The organism is Vibrio viridaestus (assembly GCF_003856525.1).
GTDB lineage: Bacteria > Pseudomonadota > Gammaproteobacteria > Enterobacterales > Vibrionaceae > Vibrio > Vibrio viridaestus.
Map to the genome: position 1 here is coordinate 258,929 of NZ_RJVQ01000005.1, position 17,828 is coordinate 276,756.

The window sequence follows — 17,828 nt, forward strand, 5'->3', positions numbered from 1 at the left end:
TATTTTATGAAATTTAAATTTCGAGATGTAACTCAAAGAATATGAGTAACAAGATGAGTATTTAACTGATTTTCAATGAATAAATCACATACTTATAAATCTAACACATCTCATAGAAACCGGTTGCACATAAGGATAAACAAGCAACTAGGTAGAACTTTTTCTGTTTTAGAGGTATCTTAAGAACCGAATTTCCCGTGACATATTTTAATAGGTAAATAAGTGCAATTAAGTGAATTACAACAAGGAGAACTGGTCATTGTTTGTCGATTATATGGAGCACTCTTCTATTACTCGCCAAGTGATTTTGATAAAGTTCAGTTAAACACCTATTTTCAGCATGATGTTGAAACACCAATAGACGACATAAATACCGTTCTTAATGCGTTTAAACATGCTGATAAATACGCGCTTATCCAAGAATATGATCGTCTTTTTACTCAACAGTTCCCATACTGCGTGCCACCTTGGTCATCGGTATACCTCGATAACGGCAACCCACTTTTTGGATCCGCGACAACAAGCTACAGTGAATTCATCGAGCATTGCGGATTAAAGCTCCGAGAAAACGCAACAGACCCTGAAGACCACATTGGATTGATGTTGATGGTTCTGGCGATGCTAATTGACGACGACCAAGATCAACACGTGTCTGAACTGCTCGGCGAGTATCTTCTTCCTTGGTTCCCATTTTTTATTAGTAAAATGCAACAAGAATCGCGTCAAGACGCCTACATTCAATTAACCAAAGGAACACAAGATTTATTATCACTACTGCAAAAGAAGTATTCTGCAAGAGTGCTGATTAAAACTAACTACCTTCCGGTCGTGTAGTCCAGATGTAATATTGTGCTGCTTTAAATCCAGCACAATACATGTCCACTCAGTTAATATGGGTAATACAGCAAAAACAGCTAAGAAATTCGTGTTATAAATTCATCGACCAGCATAAATAACTTCGATATATACCTTTTTGCTTATACCATTCTAACTAACACAAATATCACTTTGTGTTGACATGCCAAATCTCATAGTTCCTTAGCTTGATATTAATAACAACTAGGGGGAAATCATCTAATGACGAAAAAGTGTATTTTTCCTGCTTTGAGTATTTTACTCATTAGCGGTTTTTCAGCCTGTGCATCAGCAGCAGATGATAGTGACCAAGACAAGGCGGCGGACGCTTTAAGCGGAACTGCAAAACTCGGTTTTCTATATTCAAAAGCAAGCGATACTTCAAGCTCGCTAAATTCTGGTCTAAACCTCAAATATAAGCCAGATGAATTTTCTCATGAGTTCAAAGCGAGCACTTACTATACTAACTCAAGCGATGATGATGATGGTGTTAATAAGTATGCGTTGAGTTACAAATTTTCTTATGATCTTGATCCTATCAACGCACTCTTTATTGATAACGAATATCAACATACACAGTATCAGACATACCGCCATACCTATTCTGTAACAGCTGGTCTGGAACACAAGATTATTGATACAAAAGCGACGCAACTCAGTATCGGTGGGGGCCCTGGTTACCGATACACCAAACGTCAGGCAGATGATAGTAGTTATCCAAACCAGGAAGAAAATGACATTATTGCAAATGGTTTCATCCAGGGAGCATCAAAAATTACAGACAACTTGTCGGTTGGTGGAGATGCCAATGTTGATTATGGTGAATCGAATACCACGTACACACTGGGTGCGAACGTCACCAACAAGTTAGTGAACAATATAGCTCTGGTTCTTGACACCCAATACATCTATAACACCGATGTATCCAGTGATGATAGTCACGACGAGATATACAGCTCGGTCAATCTTACATATGGGTTTTAATCATTCTGAGGCTCCTAATGTGGAGCCTTATTCTTTACAGCTATTCAACTCCACGTCTACTTACTTCCCACTGAAATCGGTATAGATAATTAGTAGCTGACGTTTATTTTATATTCGTTATAATTAAGCATCTTATTACATAGTGACGTCACAAGGGATGTGATGCCTTTACATACCATTTTTCGGTTATCAATAAGTATTTTTTTCTTACTTTGCACTTTTGCTATACCTCAGTATGCACATGCAAAGGAAATAATCTCGCCATCTCAAATGGCGTATGAGAATGTCCTCAACAGCAGTACTGACTCGGTAATAATTATCCATTCTGGTCAGTACCTTAAAACGCTCCGCCAAATTGAACACCCATCTAATTTAGCAGCAGCTTTCCCAGCAGCAGACTGGAAAGATATTGGTCATAAAACGCTTAACCTTGGTTCGTATTCGGGTTTTACCTGGGTTAAATTTACAGTTAGTACAGAAAGCGATTTGGGACACGATAAGTGGGTACTAAACATCCCTTGGCCAACCCTAAACTTTCTTGAAATTTACACATACGACACTATTTCGAATACATGGCAATTCATAAATCGAGTTGACCATTGGCAAACAGAGAAAGATTCGATTAACTCTATCCCATTTTCAATGGAGGTAGATTTACCAGCGGCTTCTCCCATCACCTTTTTCCTACAGTTAAAAGGTTCTGATAAAACTATCGTCCCGATTACCCTAACCAAACAGGTTCCGTTTGAACAACACAATCACCGTCTTCAATTTCTTTACGGTGGCTTCTTTGGTATTCTGCTGGCCATACTCGCTTATAACTTGATTATCGCCATTTATCTGAAATCCAAATCTTATGCATTTTACTGTGGTTATATTCTCTGCCTCATTGGGTACACTCTTTTCATTAGCGGAATTGGCACAGCGTATATATGGCATCATTTTGCTTGGATTAATCAATACGCTTTTTACTTTTTCATATCATGCGCATTTCTAAGCGCAGCTCTATTTATAAAAAGTTTTCTTCAACTAAATAGGTATCGTGGCTGGCCTAATTTGCTGGCAAACATGGTGATCGTTTCATGGATATTTATTGCATTAATTACTCTGGCTTTCAAATCTCCGCTCTTCATTTATTTCGCTGATTTTATGGGTATCGTCAGTTGCCTAACTGTACTCTTAGTCTCAGTGTATTGCTGGTACAAAGGTGATGCTGCTGCCAAGTTTTTATTATTCGCGTGGTGTATCGTCATCCTCGCAACTTTTTATCTGATGTTGTGTTTAATTGGTTACACGTCCTACACACCTATCGCTTTACATATTCAGTTTGTCGGTTTTGTTATCGAGGTATTTTTATTGTCTATGGCACTGGCCTATCGAATAAAAATGCAAAGATTGGCTTTACTTGACGAACAAAAGAAATCGATACAACTAACCATGCACGCTAAAGATGCAAAGGAGAAAGAGGTATTAGCCCAACAACGCGCTCTCGTTGCTGAACGTAACGCTCGGATCGAGCTTGAAGCAAAAGTGATGGAAAAAACGAAGGAGCTAAAGCTGACACTAATCGAGCTAGAAGATGCGAATAAAGAATTACATCAATTGAGTCAAACCGATGGACTCACTGCGCTTTCAAACCGACGTCATCTCGATACTACTCTACCCTTATTGGCGCAACAATCTTCTTTAACAGATACACCGCTATGTGTACTGATGATCGATATCGATCATTTTAAAATGATTAACGATCAGTATGGTCACCTTTGTGGAGATGACTGTATTCGATTTGTTGCTAATATCATAAAGCAGCATAAACAAGAAGAAAGTGACGTTGCAGTGCGTTATGGTGGTGAAGAGTTCTGTCTGATATTTCTGCAAAAAAACAAGCAGTCGATTATTAATCTGGCTGAGCAGATAAGAATCACCATAGAACAGCAAAGTTCATCTGAGCAGCAACTTGTTGAACAAGGGGTTCGCTTTACAGTCAGTATTGGCGTTTCGTGTGGCAAGGTTTCTGATTTGGCGCAAGCACATCAACTGCTCAAGTCAGCTGATGCGGCTTTATATGAGGCAAAACAAACCGGGAGGAATAAAGTCGTTTCAGCCTGAGAACTATATTGCGCTAGACTTTGCCGTTGAATCCAATTTCGTCACCAAAATTTGCTCAACACGAACCCCCTCTAGGTCTAAAACTTCGAATTTATAACCTTCATAAATGAAGAAGTCGGTTCTCTTTGGTAGTCTTTTCAACTGATAGATCATCAGGCCCGCTATCGTCTCGTACTGCTCTGTACCAGGGAAATCATCAATATCTAACGCTTTAGCAACATCATTAATTGACGTTAAGCCTTCGATTAACCAAGATTCTTTATCACGTTGGACTATTTGCTCTTCATCTTGTGGGGTGATCAACCCACCCATGAAGCTACTCAATAGGTCTTTAACCGTTGCAATACCAACAACAGTCGCATATTCGTTAACAATAACCGCAAATGGTTGTGGAGCAATCTTAAAGCTGTTGAGAGCCTCAGACAGTGATAGAGTCTCAGGTAAATAGAAGATATCTTTTTCTATTTGTGTTGGTTTTATGTGTTCAAGTTCACCACGAAGAACCAAACGCAGAATTTCTTTTGATTCAACCGAGCCAAGAATGTGATCAAGGCTTCCATCACAAACTAGAAAGTCATTATGAGGGTGTTCAATAATTTTCTGGCTAATATCATCGCCACTATCATCTACATCAATATAGATGATCTGATCCCTAGGAGTCATAGCGCTGGCTACGGTTCGATTTTCTAACTCAAACACACTACCAATTAACTGATATTCCTGCTCCTGAAGACTGCCGTATTTCGCTCCCGCATCCATCATTGCAATGATATCTTCAGTTGTTACGACTTCTTCACGTTCAGTTGGAAGGTTGAATATACGCAAAATAAGATTTGTCACGCCATTAAAAAACCACACCAAGGGGGTCAAAGCTAAGGTAACATTTCGCATCACCATGACTATTCTCATGGCAACAGTCTCAGGCATGATAATTGCGATTCGTTTTGGTAATAAATCGGCAAAAAGAATGAACAGCCCCGTAACCATGAAGAACGAGATCATGAAGCTTACTTTATCAAGAAGTCCACCTTGGTAAACTAGGCTGATCAGCTCTTTAATATAAGGGGTGAGTGCTTCTTCACCAATAATACCGCCTAAAATAGCAATCGCATTTAGCGCTATCTGAATCATAGCGAAAAATGCACCGGGATCATTTTGCATCTTAAGTACGGCAGCAGCTCGAGCATTGCCATCATCGGCCATAACTCGCAGCTTAACTTTGCGCGAGGCTGCGATCGAAATTTCTGACATCGCAAACAATGCGCTCACCGCAATGAGAACAATAATACTAACTAAATCACTCATGATATCTCCGGTAGGAACACGTTACGACGAGGGGTAAAGACATGCCCTGATTAATTTGCGCGCTATTATAGTGATTACTTTGTAGTTGTGTTAGTACTTTTAGAGCTAAATTATAAAACTTGATGCCATTCATTTTCTGCAAATAAAAACCGGAGTAATGCAATATTACTCCGGCCAGATTTGTCTTGATTCTATATCAACTCGACTTAATGACGATAACCACGGTCACCCATTGATTGGGAATAGCCGCGGTCATGCCCACCGTCAAAGTGAGGACCGCCAGGTCCGCCAGGCCCACCGCCTGGAGGTCCCCAGAAAGGGGCAACACATGCCGTCATTAATACCGATAGCGCACCAATGATAAATAGTCTAAACATGATTTAAAACCTCAATCGAACACCGTTCAATTAATACTATATTAACGATGAGAATAAATCTATAGCGTGATGTGTAAAGAAATGTCAGCAGCGAGTCATTTCAAAACTTCACCGATACGGCCACACCAACACCCTCTTTATTAATGATCGGGCTAACAGAGACGTTGGACATGTTCCCACGCGGATCGGCAAGCGATAGTGCGTATTGTGACAATGATGATAAAGCGGCACTCATAACCACGTTGTTCCAATCTTCCGGTTGGAGGTTATCGCCTTCAAAATTATCAGCAGCACTCGATACAACGTAGGCAGACATACCCAGAGTTAACCCATATTGATTCTGAAACTCTCTAGCGCCTTGATGTTGGCTAACCAGATTTTTCTGTGGAAGATCTGAATTGAGACTACCTGAGTTTACGACATAACCTTGTTGGCGTTCGAACATATTAGTCTGCTGAGCCTTAACACTAAAAGAAAGCAGCAGGATAAGCATTAGGCTTGTTGAGTAAAGAGTCTTTTGCATTTCACCACCACCATTATTTTGCCAGAATCAGCTTTGAACAAGCCCATCCAATTTTAGTGAGGCTACAATAACGAAAGATTCTTAATAAATACTTAAGAAAATAAAAAAGCGGACTACAGTGAGTCCGCTAGAAGAAAAGGAGTTGATTAGACTAGCTTATTTTTTTGAAAATAGTTTGTCTGTTGGTTTTACTGCGTATGGTCCATCACCAATGAGTGCAAGTGCAATCAGACCAATGATCCAAAATGCAGGATATTCCCAACCGCCGTTTGCGTTAGTGAAGAAGAAACCAGCTGGGCCATGGACCGTCGCGATAGCACCCAATAGAACAGGAACCATTGCTACAGCAGCAATACGAGTATAGAAGCCAGTCAATAAAGCGATTGCTCCAAGTAATTCCCAAATCATTGTTACGTACGCAAGCCAACCAGGTAATGAAAGTGATTGGAAAAATTGTGCAGTACCAGCAGGAGTAAAGACAAAGTATTTTAAGCCAAGGTGTGCAAAAAATAAGATAGCTAGGGATACACGTAGCAACAAAGCTGCATAAGGTGCGGTTCTTGAATCTGTCATAGTAAAATCCTCTCTTGAAGTTGATAGGAGTACTTTACCTTACTTCCTAAACAAAGATTATCCGTTTGATTTGGGGATATTTATTTCCATATTGGAAGTAATTACCAATCTCTAGATTCTCTCAACTGCTGAACAAGAAAATCGATAAACGCTCGCGAGGTTTGAGCTAAGTGCTTGGAAGGAGGATAAAGTGCAAACAGTCCCAACGCGGCTACCTCAAAATCTTCCAAGATAGGTGAAAGCAAACCAGCTTCTATAGCTTCATTAGCCACAAAGGAAGGCAGTTTCGTGATACCAAGCCCATCAATTGCCGCTTGCTGGCAAACCGTGGCATTAGAAAATCGTAAACGCCCGTCAACTCGGACATAAACAATCTCGCCTTTTTCATTATTAAACGTCCAGTGATTAGGGTCTCTGAAGTTCGAATCGATAACTAAGTGGTGCTCAGCTAAATCACTCAGTTGTGTTGGCGTACCATAGCGCTCAAGATAAGCGGGACTGGCGACAGTCATGACACGAATATCGGTGAGTTTTCTTGCAATTAAACTACTGTCGTTCAAAAGTCCAACGCGTAGCGCAAGGTCATAGCCCTCATCCACTATATTAACTGCTCTATCCTCATACTTGATATCAAGCGATATGCGAGGGTGACTTTTGGCAAACTGCATAAAATGGGGAGTGAGTACCGAGATACCAAATGTAACAGGAACCGAGACTCTTAAGCGCCCAGATGGGGTTTGCGCTGAATTGCGAACGGAATCATCCAGTGCATCAAAATTATCCAGGATTTGTTTGATACCATCATAGTAAGCGCGACCAACATCCGTAGGAACGAGAGATCGTGTGGTTCTTTTCAATAGCTGTACACCCAGATTCTGCTCTAGTTTTGATATGAGTTTTGACGCTTGCCCACTACTCGTGCCTATACGTTCGGCCGCCTTAGTAAAACTACCCAGCTCCATGACCGCAACAAACATACGATCACAATCAATCCGCTCCATACATACTCCCCCATGCTAACGGATTGATTATACTCATAGTCAGCTCTCATAGAACAACTTTAGATACTCAAGTATCTTGATTCATCGATATTTTTGGTCAATCACAACAGCATTGTGCGCATGTAAACTTTCCTGATGCTCAACTTTAAACCAATAGTCATTTACATGCTTTAATGATTCCAAAGCGATTTTTACTCTTCGGGCCGCGTCCTCACAAAACATTAAGTTTTTGGCATTGAGTTCAGCAAATGCCTTCTCATCAACCCTTTTAACTGCTGTCTGTACAGATGTTGCTAAAACGGATTCAAAATGACGCAGCATAGTTTCGATATGCTCAAATGGAGCTTGACTAGAAGTGAGTTTTATATAGGCGAAAGAGCGCTGACTATGAGGTGTCGCGATAGCATCAGACACTTCACTCAACCAACTTAAAAGCGCCTGTTTGTCTATCGTTGATCCGGGAAATGCAGACTCGATCGATTCACAATAAGAATGTCGTGATAGCGAAGCAGAACAAGGGCAAGTACTCGAGTAAGGAATAGTATAAGAGGAGAAATACTCAACGCCACTAGGCCTCTTTTCAACGGTAATACTGACCGGAAAATGTTGATACCCGTAGAGCTCACTAATGAGAGCCTTCTTTTTTAATGTATATTCAAATGTAAGATCGAGTTTAACGCAAGAGCTTAGCCCCTGTTGTGAACTCAAAAGCTCTTCTAACAACAAACCAATACTGTCGTTCCTGACTACCTTGCCCGCTAAATGTTCATTCAGCTTAAGATATAAACGCGACATATGGATACCTTTAGCAGTCGCGTCATCGAGACTAACAAATACATTTATTGTGGCAGATACGTCTATTATTGAGTCATCAGTGACCAACTTAATCGGGACCGAAATACCTTCCATTCCAACCCACTGTAAACTGTTCTGTTGAGCGATCCGATCCGTTGTGGTGATATCGGGTAGCGTATGATAGTTATCCATAAAATTCTCTTGCAAAGACTAACGTTGAAATAATAGAGGTTGGCTGGGAATACTAAGATCATGAATTCGATATCCATCAAATACTAACGTTCCGTTCACCCAAGTGGATACGATTCGGGATGAAAATAGCGTCCCTGTAAAAGGTGTCCACTGGCAGTGATAATACAGTTCTTCTTGGTCAACGTTAGTTCCGCCATTTGGGTCCACCAAGACCAAATCAGCATAGTAACCCTCTCTCAAAAAGCCACGCTTTTCGATACCAAACCGAAGTGCTGGATTATGGCTAGCTTTTTGCACAACCAGTTCGATAGAAAAATTACCGCGTTTGACATGTTCAAGAAGGGAAAGTAAGGCATGTTGCACTAATGGCATCCCTGCGGGAGAGGCGGAATAATCGACTTGTTTCTCCTGCCATGTGTGGGGAGCGTGGTCGGTGGCAATGATATCGATTTTCCCACTGTTGACGGCTCTAATTAAGGCTTGGCGATCACTTTCTTGCTTCACCGCTGGGTTGCATTTAATTAGATTTCCGAGATTTTGATAGTCTTGACTAGAGAACCACAGATGATGCACACACACTTCCGCGGTAATAGATTTAGTCGCAATATCGCCCGCACTAAAAAGAGACAGCTCTTTTTCTGTCGTCAAGTGGAGAACATGTAATTGAGTGCCATGTCGCTTGGCTAAGTCAACAGCATATGACGACGATGCATAGCAAGCTTCGGTATCCCGAATAATCGGGTGATCGAAAATAGTGGCCTCATGTTTAACTTTACGTCGATTCTCCGCAATGACACGAGAGTCCTCACAATGCGTTACAACTGGGATAGGAGAATGAGCAAATATGTTTTCCAATGCCGTTGGGTTTTCTACCAAAAGATCCCCTGTTGACGCTCCCATAAACACTTTAATACCACAAACTGTACGAGGATTTACCGATTTAATTTGCTCAAGGTTATCCTCCGTTGCCCCAAGATAGAATGAATAATTAGCTAACGAAGAAGAAGCGGCAATATTTATCTTTTGTTGAAGCGCTCGATTGGTGGTTGTCGATGGATTCACATTAGGCATTTCCATATAGCTGGTGATACCACCTGCGACGGCGGCCTTTGATTCACTTGCTATTCGCCCTTTATGAATTAATCCAGGCTCTCTGAAATGGACCTGATCATCAATCATTCCAGGCAACAAATACAAGCCATCAGCTTCAATAATTTGGTCATTTCGATTTGGCGGAATAAAAGGAGCAATAGCGTCTATAAATCCATCCTTTATCCGCACGTCGGCAATAAAACTCTTACCTTCATTTACAAGAGTCGCCCCTCTGATTAATGTTTCTCTCATGAATTACCTTTGTTCTGGTTAATGCGGCTTAACTTTCCTTTCTTCTTGATTATTGGAGATGCAATCACTGCATATGCATTCAAGCTCGACCTGAGGTGAAATCACCTCAAAATCATTTGGCTTACTCGTAGTGTCTAGCTGTTTTAACACCGAATCATCAACCGAGACCTCTTTGATTCGATGACAAACTTTGCATACATAAAATACAGAACAATGACGACGAGGTTCACGCAAGATATCGCTACAGACGACAAACTTATTGACCATATGAAGTTTGTGTACCAAATGCATGTCTTGAAGAAAATCTAATATGCGATAGACAGACATGGCTGGAATGATTTCATCGTAAGCGGTTTTACAATAATCCACTAATTCGTAAGCAGACAACGCTTTGGATGATCGATACAAACTACACAAAACAATTCGTCTTTTATGCGTTAATTGTGAGCCATGCGTTCGACAACTTCGCTCGGCTAATTCGACTACCTGCTGAATCGTCGCCATTTCCACACACTCCTTTTAATCATTTCAATGGGATCGCAAGTTCAATACTTCTAATCAATAATATCCAGTGTCATCAACAAACGACGTTGCTCAGGCTTAACAGTAGGCGAGCGATGAACAATGCCATTACCCTCATTGCCCGCCCATTGCTCACCCTTCAATAATGCCACGTGTCCAGTGTCAATATTATTGATTGAACAACTGCTGCCGCTGAAAAGATCACTTTCGGTAATGCTTGGTTTTCCTAACAATGATCGATTGACGTATCGATTTTCTAACCACTCCGTACCGGCACCAACAAAAGCAGTGACCAACCGACACCCCACTTTATCGACGTGAAAACGAGGACACATTGCGCTATCCATTGTTCTCAAACGCAGTCCCACTCGTTTTAAATCGAACAGTAGTGAAAACATCTCAACCAATTCATAGATATGCTGAACAAGCACGTCAGACGCAGAAAACTGCTCCAACTTATTGCCTATTATTTCTCTGACATCTTCGATAGAAACTGCCTCAGCTAGCTTAACCTGTGCACCTTGCTTCAGGTCTCGATCCAAGGCATCAACGAACGATGAAGGTAGGACTCGGTTCCAAACGGCTAAATTATAGCGCTCGTCATAAATACGAGTGAGAACCAATGGGCTCTCACCTCTAATGTATGAGTCATAAGTGCATTCTGTCAGTCTTTCATTTTGAATTTGTGCTGTAGACATCATGAAGCATAGCCCCACTCAGGAAATGGATCATCGAGCGTTTTCCAATGCTGTTGGCCTAGTTCAAGCTCATTATCATCAAGTAAACACTCTTCCAAAGCAGCCGTCATCGCCTTCTGATCCAAATTCTGACCAATAAAGACAAGTTCCTGACGACAATCGCCAAATGGTTCTGTCCAGCTAGATTGGATTGCTTCAAGGCTCTCGGCATCATCAGGCCAATGCTCTTTAGGAACAGCCTGCCAAAACATGCCTGCAAACCCATGTCGGGCTACACCACCAGCCTGACTCCACAGTCCTGCGAATTCAGGTCTGGACGCCAGCCAAAAATAGCCTTTAGAACGGAGTAACGTGCCAAAGTTTTGTAGATTATCGAGCAGTTCGAAGAACTTTTTCGGGTGGAACGGCTTACGAGCGACAAAGGTAAAACTGCCAATACCGTATTCTTCCGTTTCCGGAGTATGTTCACCACGGAGTTCTTTCAACCATCCCGGAGCCTGCTGAGCCTTTTCAAAACTGAAGAGCCCTGTCCCCAACACTTGGTTCACATCAATATTGCCTTGGCTAATTGGAATGATTTTCGCCTGGGTATTTAAACTACGAAGAACAGCCATCAGTTTTTGTATCTGCTCATTAGATGCAAGATCGGTCTTGCTGACCAATATCACATCAGAAAACTCCACTTGTTCGATAAGAAGATCGGCAACACTTCGTTCGTCTTCTTCTCCTAGAGATTCACCAGTTTCCTGAAGATCTTTTGCTTCTTCATAATCTTTAAGGAAATTCATGCCGTCTACCACTGTCACCATGGTATCGAGTTGAGCGACATCACCCAGGGAAATACCATCTTCATCGGCGAAGGTAAATGTTTCAGCAACAGGAAGAGGTTCGGCGATTCCTGTCGATTCGATAACTAAATAGTCAAATCGACCTTCACTAGCAAGACGACTCACCTCGACGAGTAAATCTTCTCGCAATGTGCAGCAGATACAACCATTACTCATCGAAACGAGCTTTTCCTCGCTACGATTTAGTGATAAGTCGCGATTAACTATTTCACTATCGATGTTAATTTCGCTCATATCATTAACAATAACCGCCACTTTACGTCCGGCTCGGTTATTTAATATATGACTCAGTACGGTTGTTTTACCTGCACCTAAAAAACCGGATAATACGGTTACAGGTAACTTGGTATTTTGACTTATGCTCATTTGTTATTGCTCTCAGGAACTTATTTTTAGTTATGTTATAACATAACAATTATTATTTACAACTCGTCGAATGCTGATCTTAATAAGGATTAATCAATAGATTTTCATTTGGGCCAAGGATCTGAAAATGATTCTCCCTCTCCCAAGCAGCTATTAACCGCCTTAATTTTTTCTCTTAAAATCTGTTTTTCATTCTCAGATAACGAGTTTTCAGGCTGATGTAAAATATGCTCTCGCTAATGCCCTACAATTTCTAACCCGATGCTAGCACCACTTTGATTCCACATAAGAGCCTGACTATCTCTGGTCGGAAGATAAAAGAATCCTTTACTCCGATAGACATCATTTGGTAAATGTTCTAGATACGTTTGCCACAAGCGTTGGGGATGAAACGGACGATCATCGTTTAAAACCATAGTGGTTATTACCGACTCTTCTTCCTCTCTTTGTCGTAATTCCAACGAGACTTTCTCAACCAAATGAAAGTTATATTCAGGTAATGCTTTAATCGTATCCCAGCTTAGGGAACCCCATGATGAGCTTTGATCCGCAATATAGGGATTAATCGTATGTGAAGTTTGTGCTATGGCTTTTATATTATCTGCCGTCACTTTATCGCTTTTTTAGAACCAAAAGGCTTGAAAAGAATATCGGCTCAATGAGATGGACAGGATGAGTACTTCCTGACGTTTCAATAATTTGCCACGGATTTTTCGCCTTTGAAAAATTTAGGGAATCGAAAGCATGAGTGATCTGGGTTATACCGGAAGCACCATTTAGGTTACTTCCGGTAAGAGAAACAAAGTTACTATCCGTAGAACTCACGATATCGGTATTGGAAATAACAACACCATCAACTTCGAGTTCGCTCATATCAATGACAATAACGTAAGGCGTAACATCAGCCTGAGCGTGTTTTGTTAAGAGATTTCGAAGTAACGTTGTTTTTCCGGCGCCAAGAAATCCATTGATAATTAGCACCGGTATCGTAAGTTCCACTGATTTAGCCTATCGCACTAATTACTTCATTGCTGCAGCAATCGTTTCTACGTTATGAGTAAAAGCTGCTTCGTATGTTGGTGCTTCACCCTTACTATCCGTTAGCGATTCTGGATAAAGTTCGCCACCAGGTTGTGCACCTGTCGCAGACGCAATTTGTTTTACCAAACGAGGATCAGTTTGGTTTTCAATAAAGTACGTTTTGATATGCTCAGATTTAATTTGCTGAATCAACTCACCAACATCGCTAGCACTCGCCTCAGCTTCAGTAGAGAATCCAACTGGAGCAAGGAATTTCACGCCATATTCGGAACCAAAATAGCCAAATGCATCGTGACTGGTAAGTACTTTTCGTTTTTCCTGAGGGATATTAGCAAACTGTTCTTTTGCCCAGGTATCCAGCTTTTCAAGTTTTTGAATGTATTCAGCACCACGTTTTTTAAAGTAATCCGCATCTTCAGGATCGGCTTTTACCAATGCATTCATCACATTGCGCGCGTAGATTTCGCCATTCGCTGCACTGTTCCAAGCATGTGGGTCAGTGATAGTTTCACCATCTTCAACCATAGTATGAGTCTTCACACCATTCGAAGCAGTAACCACTTCCCCTTGATAACCAGACGATTTAACCAGACGATCCATAAATCCTTCCAGACCAAGGCCGCTAACAAAAACGACATCAGCCTTTTTGAGCGTAACACTGTCTTTTGGTGCAGGTTCAAACGTGTGCGGGTCACCATTTGGCTTAACAAGCGATGTCACATTGACGTGCTCGCCACCGACTTGTTTAACAATGTCCGCCAAGACTGAAAAGCTAGCCACTGTATCAAGAGTTTTCGCCATAAGTGAAGGACTAGCGGCAACAGCTAAAGTTAACGCAGCAGTCTGCCAAATTTTCATATTGATATTCCTTAATTAATAGAAAGTACTTTTTTACTTTTTCTGACTGGGAAAATGCCTTTCTCAGCACCGAAGAAAACTGAGAAAAGAAAGAGAATTGTTGCTGTCAGGACGATAGCTGGACCTGCTGGAATAGATTGATACCACGACCATAGTAGCCCCAGAAACGAGCTGATAATTCCGATAAATACAGCGATAAGCAGAGTGACAGGTAGTTGGTTTGTCCAACAACGAGCTGATATCGCAGGCAACATCATTAGGCCTACTGTCATCAATGTACCTAGAATCTGAAAGCCAGCGACAAGATTCATTACGACCAAAGCCATAAATAGTCCATGAACCAACGATGGAAAGCGCTTATTCCTGACTTGCAAAAAGGCGGCATTAAACGATTCGAATACGATCGCTCGGTAGAATACAGCCAGTGCTAAAATCGTTATGGAAGTAATAATTCCGATGAAGATCAATGATTCATGATCAACCGCTAACAGAGAGCCAAATAACAAATGTAATAAGTCAACACCTGAACTACGCAGAGATACAAGTGTGACCCCTAAGGCCAAAGAGCCAAGATATAACCCTGCAAACGTCGAATCTTCATGTAGTTTCGTTGCAGAGCTTATCCAACTGGAACTCATAGCCACAACCAAACCAGCGATAAAGCCTCCAAGCCCCATAGCTAATAGAGACATCCCCGCACAAAGGTATCCAATCGCAACACCAGGAAGAACCGCGTGAGATAGCGCATCACCAATTAAACTCATGCGTCTTAGTAAAAGGAAAACGCCCAATGGAGTAAGGCTGACAGAAAGAGCTAGGCAAGCCACCAAAGACCTGCGCATAAAACCAAACTCAATAAATGCGTCAAAAATATGCATCGTCGTCATATCTGCTATCACCCGAACCTAACTGCCATACGATCTTGACGATGAAACAGCTTACAATTTGCCATAACATCATGAGTTTCACCCCAGTGAATACATGCATTGTTAATTGCGAGAGTGTCTGGGAAAAAATCTGCAACCATTTCAGGGTTATGCAAGACGGCAATAACGGTTTTGCCAGATTGGTGTAACTTACACATTAACTTGATCAGTACATCCTGAGTCTGGCTATCGATCCCAGTAAAAGGCTCGTCCATCATCATGACATCAGCATCCTGTACAAGAAGGCGCGCAAAGAGCATTCGTTGAAACTGCCCACCAGAAAGTTGGTTAACACTAAAATTCACTAAATCACGTATGCCGACTTCATCTAGTGCCGCATAGATTTTGGCAATATCAGCATCACGCAGAGAGTCCATCATGCTTTTTCTGGGCCAGCACCCCATAGCAACAACATCAAATACGTTTATAGGAAAACTTCTATCAATGTCTGCTTGCTGAGGTAACCAAGATAAACTCACAGCTTTATTGATACTTACAGAGCCAGATACTGCAGGTTGAATTCCACAAATAGTCTTGAGTAATGTCGACTTTCCTGCGCCATTTTCACCCATGATGGCGGTTAACGATCCCCGTTTAAAACCACCATTTATTGGTTCAGCCAACCCATATCCCTGATAACCAACAACTAAATTATGTAAGTGAATCATGGTAGAAGTACCGCCCAATAAATAGCACCCCACAGCATTGCAATCACTACACATGAAGAAACTGCGCGTTTCCATCCAGACAATGTCAGTACAGATTTAAAATAATGTTGCGGATGGCTTTTGGATTCAGGATTCACTGACAACATAGCTCAAACTTCGATCTAAACAATATGTTATAACATAACACTTTATTACAAAAAATAAAGAGCCAACTCGATAAATTTGAGAATTATTCTTATTTAAATAGAGGAAATAAATGAATGCAAGGGTGATAATTCACCCTTGATATGAAATTATGCCTTTCGTCGAGTTGCGGTTACACCCATTGCTGTCATTGCGATAGCGAGCATAGCCAATAATACAAATGCGAACTGCCAACTATGAAGATACTCATGTAATGTACCAATAAGCGTTGGCCCTGTTGAAGCGACAATATAACCGATACCCTGAACGAACGAAGATATCTTTCTGTTTTCATCGATATTTATCGATAGGTCCATAACCAACATAAAGACAACTAAAAATCCGCCCCCAGAACCAATACCGCCAAATACAATCCATAGTGGCCAAATAGCAGGAAGAACAATAAATCCAGCAATCATAATAAACCACGAGCTTCCGACAATCATGAATAGCATTGCTCGCGTAAATCGTGCTGTACCAGTCAACCATGGGATGAGGAAACATCCAATAATACTCACAATTTGGAAGAGTGATGCGACGGTACCCGCTTGTTCGATTGTCATCCCTCCAACTTCGATTAAATAAGTTGGCAGCCAAGCAGTTAACGCATAAAACATAAACGTATGAGCTGAGAAACACAACGCAATTAGCCAAACTTTAGAACGCTTCCAAACCACTTTTGCGTTAACTGAAGAATGAATCTCTTCTACAGAAGCCAATTCAACCGGCTGAGTTCTAATGCGAAAAAGGATTAGCCATAAAGCGATAGCAATAAAAGCCAAACCACTCCATAGGGCAAGAGATAACTGCCAGCCTAGTTTGGCGGCCAGCGGTGCCGTCAATCCTGCAGTCATCATTGCCCCAATGCTCATTGCAACGACGTAAATACTCGTTATGACATCAGACTTATGTTTAAAATCTCTCGAAATAACCATCAGAGCAACCAAGTTACCCATCGTAATCGATGCTCCCATTAGGATTGTTCCCAGAAATAAAAATGTCACGCCCCCAAACGAACGTATGATGACTCCAAGGGCAATGCCTGCCAAAGTGAATATTATCGACTTATCAATACCTAGCTTAGATACCAAAGGAGACATAACCGGCATAAGTAAACCAAAGCACAATATTGGAATTGAGCTCAGTAAACCCGCCACTTGCGAGTCAATATCGAGTGAAGACTTGATATAATCAATGACTGATGGCACCGATGTAATGGGTGATCTTAGATTCATTGCTAAAAATACAAAAGCACACAGCAGTATTGCCCGATACATAACCCCATCAGTCGATAAAGAATGACTTGGCGTATTATCAGACGTATCAGCGCTTTTCATGTTTACCACTACCCTACAAATTTTGAATGAAGAAGCACCACTAGAACGCTCTCTTATTACGAGTAAATACGAAGTGTCACAATATGAACTTGTTCAGAATCTATATTGTTGACTATTCAGAAATGATTCGCCAAACTGCAGGTAACGTTTGTTGAAGATGAAGCTAACGAGTGCTAGAAGCCTGTATTTTACCACTTATTGCGTTTCTGCATAGTAGCTCGCTAGCATGTTTGCCTCATTCTTAGCGAGAACAAAAAAATATGGCTGGTTCAACAACCTAAAACATTTACCAGCCAAATTGTAAGACAACCAATCATCTAAAA

The 17,828-nt window shown here is 41.2% G+C and carries 19 protein-coding genes; 3 read left to right on the plus strand and 16 right to left on the minus strand.

The genetic code is table 11. The features are described from left to right. Positions 1–222: 222 nt before the first annotated feature. The 3 genes from EES38_RS13470 (at position 223) to EES38_RS13480 (ending at position 3,948) form a co-directional block, all read left to right on the plus strand. Positions 223–834: a TorD/DmsD family molecular chaperone gene (locus EES38_RS13470; RefSeq protein ID WP_124937730.1), complete on the plus strand. Its 612-nt coding sequence runs from the start codon at positions 223–225 to the stop codon at positions 832–834. Between the two features lie 243 nt (positions 835–1,077). Continuing rightward, complete coding sequence (locus EES38_RS13475; protein WP_124937731.1) at positions 1,078–1,839, plus strand: DUF481 domain-containing protein; 762 nt, start codon at positions 1,078–1,080, stop codon at positions 1,837–1,839. A gap of 270 nt (positions 1,840–2,109) precedes the next feature. Then, entirely contained in the window at positions 2,110–3,948 is a 1,839-nt protein-coding gene (locus EES38_RS13480) for a diguanylate cyclase (protein ID WP_166434268.1), read from the plus strand. Positions 3,949–3,951: 3 nt separating this feature from the next. Here EES38_RS13480 and paeA read toward each other — a convergent pair whose 3' ends face one another. From paeA to EES38_RS13555, 16 genes are all read right to left on the minus strand, one after another. Beyond that, positions 3,952–5,253 (minus strand): polyamine export protein PaeA, encoded by a 1,302-nt coding sequence (paeA, locus tag EES38_RS13485; protein WP_124937733.1) that lies wholly within the window; start codon positions 5,251–5,253, stop codon positions 3,952–3,954. 206 nt (positions 5,254–5,459) lie between these two features. Then, positions 5,460–5,630, minus strand: coding sequence for a hypothetical protein (locus tag EES38_RS22170; protein ID WP_166434269.1), 171 nt, complete (start codon positions 5,628–5,630; stop codon positions 5,460–5,462). Between the two features lie 100 nt (positions 5,631–5,730). Next, the gene (locus tag EES38_RS13490; RefSeq protein ID WP_124937734.1) at positions 5,731–6,153 is read right to left on the minus strand and encodes a hypothetical protein; all 423 of its coding nucleotides are present in this window, start codon (positions 6,151–6,153) and stop codon (positions 5,731–5,733) included. A gap of 156 nt (positions 6,154–6,309) precedes the next feature. Continuing rightward, positions 6,310–6,726, minus strand: a complete 417-nt coding sequence (locus tag EES38_RS13495; RefSeq protein ID WP_124937735.1) for a DoxX family protein — start codon at positions 6,724–6,726, stop codon at positions 6,310–6,312. Positions 6,727–6,827: 101 nt separating this feature from the next. Further along, positions 6,828–7,727 (minus strand): LysR family transcriptional regulator, encoded by a 900-nt coding sequence (locus tag EES38_RS13500; protein ID WP_124937736.1) that lies wholly within the window; start codon positions 7,725–7,727, stop codon positions 6,828–6,830. A gap of 81 nt (positions 7,728–7,808) precedes the next feature. Beyond that, positions 7,809–8,714, minus strand: a complete 906-nt coding sequence (gene folE2 / locus EES38_RS13505; RefSeq protein ID WP_124937737.1) for a GTP cyclohydrolase FolE2 — start codon at positions 8,712–8,714, stop codon at positions 7,809–7,811. An 18-nt stretch (positions 8,715–8,732) separates the two neighbouring features. Next, entirely contained in the window at positions 8,733–10,058 is a 1,326-nt protein-coding gene (locus tag EES38_RS13510) for a dihydroorotase (RefSeq protein ID WP_124937738.1), read from the minus strand. 18 nt (positions 10,059–10,076) lie between these two features. Beyond that, positions 10,077–10,562 (minus strand): Fur family transcriptional regulator, encoded by a 486-nt coding sequence (locus tag EES38_RS13515; RefSeq protein ID WP_124937739.1) that lies wholly within the window; start codon positions 10,560–10,562, stop codon positions 10,077–10,079. 50 nt (positions 10,563–10,612) lie between these two features. After that, the gene (locus tag EES38_RS13520; RefSeq protein WP_124937740.1) at positions 10,613–11,281 is read right to left on the minus strand and encodes a DUF1826 domain-containing protein; all 669 of its coding nucleotides are present in this window, start codon (positions 11,279–11,281) and stop codon (positions 10,613–10,615) included. Continuing rightward, entirely contained in the window at positions 11,278–12,492 is a 1,215-nt protein-coding gene (zigA, locus tag EES38_RS13525) for a zinc metallochaperone GTPase ZigA (protein ID WP_208020446.1), read from the minus strand. Before zigA ends, EES38_RS13520 begins: the two co-directional genes overlap by 4 nt. 236 nt (positions 12,493–12,728) lie before the next feature. Then, the gene (locus tag EES38_RS13530; RefSeq protein ID WP_124937741.1) at positions 12,729–13,103 is read right to left on the minus strand and encodes a CobW C-terminal domain-containing protein; all 375 of its coding nucleotides are present in this window, start codon (positions 13,101–13,103) and stop codon (positions 12,729–12,731) included. Position 13,104: 1 nt separating this feature from the next. Then, entirely contained in the window at positions 13,105–13,491 is a 387-nt protein-coding gene (locus tag EES38_RS13535; protein ID WP_124937742.1) for a GTP-binding protein, read from the minus strand. Between the two features lie 21 nt (positions 13,492–13,512). Then, complete coding sequence (locus EES38_RS13540; protein ID WP_124937743.1) at positions 13,513–14,391, minus strand: metal ABC transporter substrate-binding protein; 879 nt, start codon at positions 14,389–14,391, stop codon at positions 13,513–13,515. 11 nt (positions 14,392–14,402) lie between these two features. Then, on the minus strand, positions 14,403–15,278 hold the full coding sequence (locus EES38_RS13545; RefSeq protein WP_124937744.1) for a metal ABC transporter permease: 876 nt from the start codon (positions 15,276–15,278) through the stop codon (positions 14,403–14,405). Positions 15,279–15,286: 8 nt separating this feature from the next. After that, a complete protein-coding gene (locus EES38_RS13550) occupies positions 15,287–15,985 on the minus strand; it encodes a metal ABC transporter ATP-binding protein (RefSeq protein WP_166434270.1) in 699 nt (232 codons plus the stop codon). A 293-nt stretch (positions 15,986–16,278) separates the two neighbouring features. Then, on the minus strand, positions 16,279–17,505 hold the full coding sequence (locus EES38_RS13555) for an MFS transporter (protein WP_124937746.1): 1,227 nt from the start codon (positions 17,503–17,505) through the stop codon (positions 16,279–16,281). Between the last annotated feature and the right edge of the window lie 323 nt (positions 17,506–17,828).